This is a genomic window from uncultured Cytophaga sp. (assembly GCF_937863595.1).
In the GTDB taxonomy this organism is placed as follows: domain Bacteria; phylum Bacteroidota; class Bacteroidia; order Cytophagales; family Cytophagaceae; genus Cytophaga.
The window spans coordinates 1-6943 of record NZ_CALMGQ010000061.1; the positions used below are offsets into that span (position 1 = coordinate 1).

The following is a 6943-nucleotide window of genomic DNA, read 5'->3' on the forward strand; positions in this document are numbered from 1 at the left end:
TTTATTAATTGAATCTAAGGATGAATTAACAATAGATAATGTAACATGAATAAAACATCAACAATTGGGAAAGATATTACACAAGCAAAAAAAATACTTGATGCAAATCATGTTATTGGGATACCAACTGAAACAGTTTATGGATTGGCAGGAAATGCATTTGATGTCAAAGCTGTTTCTCGAATTTTTGAAGTTAAAAAAAGACCTTCCTTCGATCCACTAATTGTACATACACATTCCATTGAAGCATTAAAAGAATTTGTAACTGAAATACCCGAACAAGCATTACTTTTAGCCCGTGCCTTTTGGCCTGGCCCCTTAACCTTATTATTACCGAAAAAAAATAGCATTCCTGATCTTGTAACGAGCGGATTGGAACGTGTAGCCGTGCGCATCCCCAATCATCCGCTTACCCTTGAATTATTAAAATCACTTAGCTACCCACTGGCTGCTCCCAGCGCAAATCCATTTGGCTACATTTCACCAACTACCGCGCAACACGTAGCTGACCAGTTGGGAAAGGATATTGAATATATTTTAGATGGCGGACCATGTGAGGTTGGTGTAGAGTCTACGATTGTTGGTTGGGAAAATGGTATTGCAACCGTAATGCGGGTTGGCGGTTTATCTATAGAAGCGATAGAGCATATCATAGGTCCAGTAAATGTTCAAACAGTAAGTTCTTCCAACCCAGCAGCACCTGGCATGCTTAAAAGCCATTATGCACCTAAAATTACGATGATATTAGGCAACATTGATGCATTGATATCAGAACATACGGGTAAAAAAATAGCCGTTTTGTCGTTTCAAAAAGCATATCCATCGGTTGCTAAAAATTATATACTTACTCCAACAGGAGATACAACGGAAGCTGCACAACACTTATTTGCTGCCATGCGTGAACTAGACACCTACGATGCAGATATTATTATTACAGAACTTGCACCCAACACAGGCTTAGGAAGAGCAATCAACGATCGTTTGAAGCGTGCCTGCGCAAAGGAATAGTTGTTAGTTGTTAGGTGTTAGGTGTTAGGTGTTAGGTACGAGGCATGAGACAACTAAAACCCATTTTTTTTATATTAACACAAAACCGATCAAAATTAGCTGTTTTTTAATAAAATAGAATCGATAAAATTGATTTGGTCAAGATAAAATACTTGATTCTCAAAACGTTGTTGTACAGGGTTAAATACTTCGATGCGTATTTCAAGGGTAATTTTAATTTGTAGCAAATCAAGATCCTATTATAGATTTTTAATCCTTTAATCGTGATAAATTTTTCGTACTTTGTATACGATTATTAATAGATTAGAATTATGCTGAATTACATTATCTGGAACGTTGCGCCCTATATTGCAGAAATAGGAAATTTTGAATTACACTGGTATAGCATATTATTTGCAGCTGGTTTCTTTTTGGGTTTTAAAGTAATCACTTCAATATATACTTCTGAAGGTAGAACGGAAGCAGACGTGGAAAAATTAGCCATCTACATGTTTTTAGCAACCTTGATTGGTGCGCGTCTAGGACATTGTATTTTTTACGATTGGGCTTATTTTCAACACCATATTTTAGAAATCTTCTTACCGGTTGAATTTGAACCTACATTTAAGTTTACTGGATTTAGAGGATTAGCGAGTCATGGTGCTGCATTCGGTATCATCTTTGCCATTTGGTTGTATTCAAGAAAATATAAAGATCAACGGTTTTTATATGTATTGGATCGTGTTGTAATTGTTGTTGCATTAGCTGGTGCATGTATACGCATGGGCAACTTGATGAACTCTGAAATTGTAGGAAAGCCTGCCGCATCTGTTACGTCATTTGTTTTTGTGCATCCGATGCAAGAGCACCTACAAAGTACATTTGGTAAGAAAACAATCAAAGACGTACATTTCTCTGAGCTTGGTAAAGATTCTGTAAATTTTGGTTACCCAGTTACAGAACTAAAAATGACTTTAGTGACTAAACGCATCGATTCTGCTGAAGCCTTTGTAAACACTGCAATATGGAATAGCATTTACAATGCTCCAGATTATCAAGAACACATAGCATTACCTGTCGATAAAAATTTATTTTTAGGATCACGAATTCTTGATGATCAAACTCAAGAAATTGACATGCTCGTATACGGTATACCACGTTATCCAGCACAACTTTTTGAAGCCATATCCTCCTTGTTATTATTTGTATTGTTATATGGCATCTATAGAAAATATGGCAAAGATACTCCCGAAGGATTATTGTTTGGCTTATTCGTAGTAATCTTATTCTCTTTACGTTTTTTCTACGAAATTTTCAAAGAAAACCAATCTCAGTTTGAAGATGGTATGCAATGGAACATGGGACAAATATTAAGTATTCCTTTAGTACTTGCTGGCATATTTGTTTTGATCCGTGCATTTAGATTGAAAAAGAATCCACAGCAATAATCTTCTTTAAATTTGAAAGTTGATGGATAGTAAAAAAATCTTCACAGGAGTTATAAAACAAGTATTCATACTACCTGTGAAGATTTATCAATACAGCATTTCTCCATTATTACCTGGTGCATGCCGCTACACTCCTACATGCTCGGAATATTGTATTCAAGCAATTGACAAGTACGGACCATTAAAAGGATTGTGGTTGGGAACAAAACGCATTTGTAGTTGTAACCCATGGGGTGGGCATGGGTATGATCCAGTACCGTGATAGGTACTAGTTGCTAGTTACGAGTTGCTAGACGTCTATTGCCTGATACCTACCAATCTCAACTTGCTTATCCACGCTCTGCATCCAAACGACTAATACTACCTATGGTGCCATACCCACAATCATGGCATCATAGGTAGTAAAACGTTGACTTCTATATCCAATCATTCCTTCCTTAAATAAATCCTTTATGCGATCTGCAGGTAAAGCAAAATCACCCGTATAAAATTTATTCTCCATAAAGGAAAAGTATGTAATCCTAAAACCAGATGGAATAATACCGCTTCTACCCATATTCATTCCGTTATCTCCCCAACCATCCTCTACAATACCTCCATTGGGAATAGGCTCCCAATCATCTTTCGTATAAAAATCTCCTCGATAAACTTCTATTGGATAAAGTTGTGGTGCACATACACCTGCCGCTCATTCTAATGTTTGATTCATAGTAGTTGATTTATTGTTTTCGTTTGTAATTTCTTTTTGAGTACAAGCAACCAACGTTACAAGCAACCAAAGTGAATGAATAGATGTCATTATCATTTAATATTAAATTAGCCTTCATAAATTTTTCGATTGCCACTCTGGGTAGGATTAAATCTCAATTCAAACCAATCCGCCGACCAATGCAAGTATGTATTGCGTAGCATGAGTATTGTATTGTGATCTTCAATTTTGCGAATTAAATCTGTATCGTTCACATACGATTCAATTTGTATGGGCTCGCCCGAATGTGGTTCAATGGGGATTTCATCTTCTGTCCAGTCTGTATTTTTATGATAGAAACTAAAATCTGGGCCGCCTGGTCGCAGCATTTCCATTGCATGGATCAATTCATGCCGTTCGTAAAATTTAAGTTCGGGAGCATTGTTGAAAACAACGTCATAAATAAATAACAATGTATTATGACCTCTACTGGGTACGCTTAACGAATGATTAAGTATATAGATTTAGCGTTGCAGGAAGTGATATAAACAAATTGGTTCTATGTAATTTTTGCTTTTCACTATAAAATTACATAGAACCAATATTGTAGCAGTTTTCTCACTTAGTGCGTTTATAAATTTTCACTTTGCATTTTTCTAGTTCAATCTCTTCCGATTTACTGCGTAAATAAATTTCTAAAGAGGAACGTGTATCGTTGTATTTAATAACCAACTCTGCGTTTTGTTCTTTATCATCTCTATAAATAAGATTATATGCTTCAAAAATTTCTGCTTCGTCGAAGTCAATATGCGCCCCATAATTCTGGCCTGTCTCATCTATCCAAAGAGTATGTGCTTTATAGGTTATTGCGCGTTTTTCAAATGAATTTTTAATCAATGAATCTCCCCATACTAATTCGTATTCTCCATTAAACATTTTTAATCGAATTGTTTCAGCAATACAGCCTTCAGGAAACTCAAACTTCGGACGCCACGAATATTTAACTCTATACGTATCCCATAAGCCCAACATCAATCCATTCTTTTGGAAGTTAGCTTTTGCTTCTGGCGAGTCGTTAATTGTAGCATTTACATACTTTTCTCTATTGCTTCCATTGGGTCCATTAAAAATTTTCCAGTCTACATCCGTTTCTGTAGCCTGATACCTACCAATCTCAACCTGCTTATCTACTCCCTGCATCCAGACTACCAAAACCCCTCCAGAAGCCATTCCTACGATCATAGCATCATAGGTTGAGTAGCGTTTACTTCTATAACCAATCATTCCCTCCTTGAATAAACTTCTGATCCGATCTACTGGCAAAGCAAAATCTCCTTTATAAAATTTATTCTCCATAAAGGAAAAGTATGTAATCCTAAAACCAGATGGAATAATACCGCTTCTACCCATATTCATGCCGTTATCTCCCCAACCATCCTCTACAATACCTCCCTTAGGGATAGGAAGCCAGTCGTCTGCCGTATAAAAATCCCCTTTATGTACTCTTACAGGATATAATTCTGGAGCACAGATGCCCGATGCGTATTCTAATTGTTCACCATTCTGTAACTGCAGGGTATGCGTTTCTGTTTTAAATGTGCAACCTAACACAATAAAATTTACTAATGATGAAATCATAAAATAGAAAACTATATGTCTCACTTTGTCCGTTTGAAAATACTTATTTTACATTTTCTCAATTCAATCTCTTCTGTTTTGTTGCGGAGAAGAATGATCAGGCTCGAACGGTTGTCATTGTATTTGAACACAAGTTCTCCATCTTGAGCTTTATCGTTGCGAAAGATCTGTTTGTAAGCTTCGAAAAGTTCCGTTTCATCAAAATCAATATCTGCGCCAAAATCCTGACCTGTTTCATCAAAAAATAACATATTCGTTCTCCATGTTATGGCTCTGGGTACAATAGCATTTGCCGTTAAAGCATCTCCCCACAATAATTCCTGTTCTCCATTATACATTTTCATGTCAATATGGTCTACTTTACTGCCTTTAGGAAATTCAAAGACTGGCCGCCAGTTATATTTAATTCTATAGGTATCCCATAAGCCAAGCATTAATCCATTTTTTTTGAAGTTGGATACAGCAGCCGTTCTTCGTGAAACTACTCCAGAAACGTATTCGTTTTTATTTTCTACACGGATTCGTGGATTAAAAATTTCCCAATCCAGATCCATTTCACTTGCCTGATATCGACCAATCTCTACCTGTTTGTCATATGTCTGCATCCAAACAACAAGAACACCACCCGGTGCCATACCTACTATCATCGCATAATACGTTTCATATTTTTTTGTTCCATAATCAATTACTCCTTCTCTAAATAATTTCTCAATATTCTGTTTGGGTAATGCAAATTTACCCGTATAAAATTTATTTTCCATGTAGGCAAAATATGTAATGGAAAAGCTATCTGGAATAATTCCTCCCCGATCCATATTCATGCCGTTATCCCCCCAGCCCGCTTCAACGATACCTCCATTAGGTATCGACAGCCAATCCGTTTCGGTATAAAAATCGCCTCGGTACACTTCTACCGGATACAATTCTGGAGCACATACTCCAGGTGCCCATTCTAATGTTTGATTCATAGTAGTTGATTTATTGTTTTCGTTTGTAATTTCTTTTTGAGTACAAGCAACCAACGTTACAAGCAAGCAAAGTGAATGAATAGGTGTCATTATCATTTAATATTAAATTAGCCTTCATAAATTTTTCGATTTCCACTCTGGGTAGGATTAAAGCCCAGTTCAAACCAATCAGCCGACCGGTGTAAGTATTTACCGCGCAACATCAATATGGTATTGTGGTCTTTTATTTTTTGGATTAAAACCTCATCTGTAACGAAAGGCTCAATGACCATGGCTTTGCCCCAATTCGGATGTAGCGGAACTTCGTCCTCATCTGAACCCAAATCTTCTTCCTGATACATATTACGTCTACCACCTGGACGAAAATCTTCTATTTGATCTTCTAAAACAGAGCGAGAGTAAAAAATCAGTTCAGGAGCATTATTAAAAACAACATTGTGCAAACGTTCCTGAACTTCGATTAAATCAGTATGACCATTAATATTATATTTATCTTTCAAATCTGCGTCTCTAAATTTAACATAGATGCCTGGTTGCATGGCATAATCACACATAATATGTAAGGGAATATAACTGTAGGCAACAGAAATGCATTTTTTTTCACCACGCAAACGTATCACATGTTCTTGAATCACTTCTATCGTGTGATCTAAGAATACTTTTTTATAGTTTGGATATAGCTCTGCCTGTTTCTGTTGTAAAAATGTTGGCCGTACAATTGTTAATTGATCTTTTGTATACCAACCCTCCGTCACTACTTTTTGATATCTTTTGCGCACATACGCTTCTGTAGATATAGCTACGCCATTTTTTATTTCGTCTGCCCCTTCCACATACGAACCGCCAATGTCGCTGTGTACACCCGGAAATGTTTTTTCATTAAACCCCGTACTTTTAATATTCACCAAGGGGAAAAAATGTCTGTGCTCGTCGGCAGAAGCCAAGTGTAAGGTATTTCTTGACATAGTTACGGCATCCAAGCCAAAGATTTCGGTATCTTTTTCTTTTTTAAAACAAAGTCCATACGAAGATACCGTATCAAACAAGCCTGTAAAACGAACAACGATGTGCGTGTCTGTTAAATGTTAAAATTTGATACTAATATAGCTACTTTCCCTAATTCGCATTTGGCTGCAGTCAAACACCAATTAGGGAAATTATGTTTCTCACTTTTTAACTGGTCTGGAATCTTCAGAAATATACATTTTGGCCTT

General features: G+C 36.5%; 7 protein-coding genes and 1 pseudogene. 3 read left to right on the plus strand and 5 right to left on the minus strand.

Annotated features, from left to right (window positions below; all coding sequences use genetic code 11):
• Window positions 1–45 precede the first annotated feature (45 nt).
• The 3 genes from Q0543_RS05095 (at window position 46) to yidD (ending at window position 2697) form a co-directional block, all read left to right on the plus strand.
• Window positions 46–1008 (plus strand): L-threonylcarbamoyladenylate synthase, encoded by a 963-nt coding sequence (locus Q0543_RS05095; RefSeq protein ID WP_299250045.1) that lies wholly within the window; start codon window positions 46–48, stop codon window positions 1006–1008.
• Between the two features lie 311 nt (window positions 1009–1319).
• Window positions 1320–2435 carry a prolipoprotein diacylglyceryl transferase gene (locus tag Q0543_RS05100; RefSeq protein WP_299250047.1) on the plus strand — a complete coding sequence of 372 codons (1116 nt, stop codon included), beginning with the start codon at window positions 1320–1322 and terminating at the stop codon, window positions 2433–2435.
• Between the two features lie 22 nt (window positions 2436–2457).
• Window positions 2458–2697, plus strand: coding sequence for a membrane protein insertion efficiency factor YidD (gene yidD, locus Q0543_RS05105; RefSeq protein ID WP_299250049.1), 240 nt, complete (start codon window positions 2458–2460; stop codon window positions 2695–2697).
• Window positions 2698–2799: 102 nt separating this feature from the next.
• Here yidD and Q0543_RS05110 read toward each other — a convergent pair.
• The 5 genes and pseudogenes from Q0543_RS05110 to Q0543_RS05130 form a co-directional block, all read right to left on the minus strand.
• Window positions 2800–3105: pseudogene (locus tag Q0543_RS05110) on the minus strand (DUF2931 family protein); the annotation flags it as partial.
• 146 nt (window positions 3106–3251) lie between these two features.
• Window positions 3252–3596, minus strand: coding sequence for a hypothetical protein (locus tag Q0543_RS05115; RefSeq protein WP_299250051.1), 345 nt, complete (start codon window positions 3594–3596; stop codon window positions 3252–3254).
• Window positions 3597–3741: 145 nt separating this feature from the next.
• Complete coding sequence (locus Q0543_RS05120; protein ID WP_299250053.1) at window positions 3742–4761, minus strand: DUF2931 family protein; 1020 nt, start codon at window positions 4759–4761, stop codon at window positions 3742–3744.
• Window positions 4762–4781: 20 nt separating this feature from the next.
• Window positions 4782–5819, minus strand: coding sequence for a DUF2931 family protein (locus Q0543_RS05125; protein WP_299250055.1), 1038 nt, complete (start codon window positions 5817–5819; stop codon window positions 4782–4784).
• A gap of 17 nt (window positions 5820–5836) precedes the next feature.
• Complete coding sequence (locus Q0543_RS05130; protein ID WP_299250057.1) at window positions 5837–6796, minus strand: DUF2235 domain-containing protein; 960 nt, start codon at window positions 6794–6796, stop codon at window positions 5837–5839.
• Between the last annotated feature and the right edge of the window lie 147 nt (window positions 6797–6943).

Coding starts and splice junctions, on each gene's coding strand:
- Q0543_RS05095 (WP_299250045.1), top strand. CDS start 46: ATGAATAAAACATCAACAATTGGGAAAGATATTACACAAGCAAAAAAA.
- Q0543_RS05100 (WP_299250047.1), top strand. CDS start 1,320: ATGCTGAATTACATTATCTGGAACGTTGCGCCCTATATTGCAGAAATA.
- yidD (WP_299250049.1), top strand. CDS start 2,458: ATGGATAGTAAAAAAATCTTCACAGGAGTTATAAAACAAGTATTCATA.
- Q0543_RS05120 (WP_299250053.1), bottom strand. CDS start 4,761: ATGATTTCATCATTAGTAAATTTTATTGTGTTAGGTTGCACATTTAAA.
- Q0543_RS05125 (WP_299250055.1), bottom strand. CDS start 5,819: ATGACACCTATTCATTCACTTTGCTTGCTTGTAACGTTGGTTGCTTGT.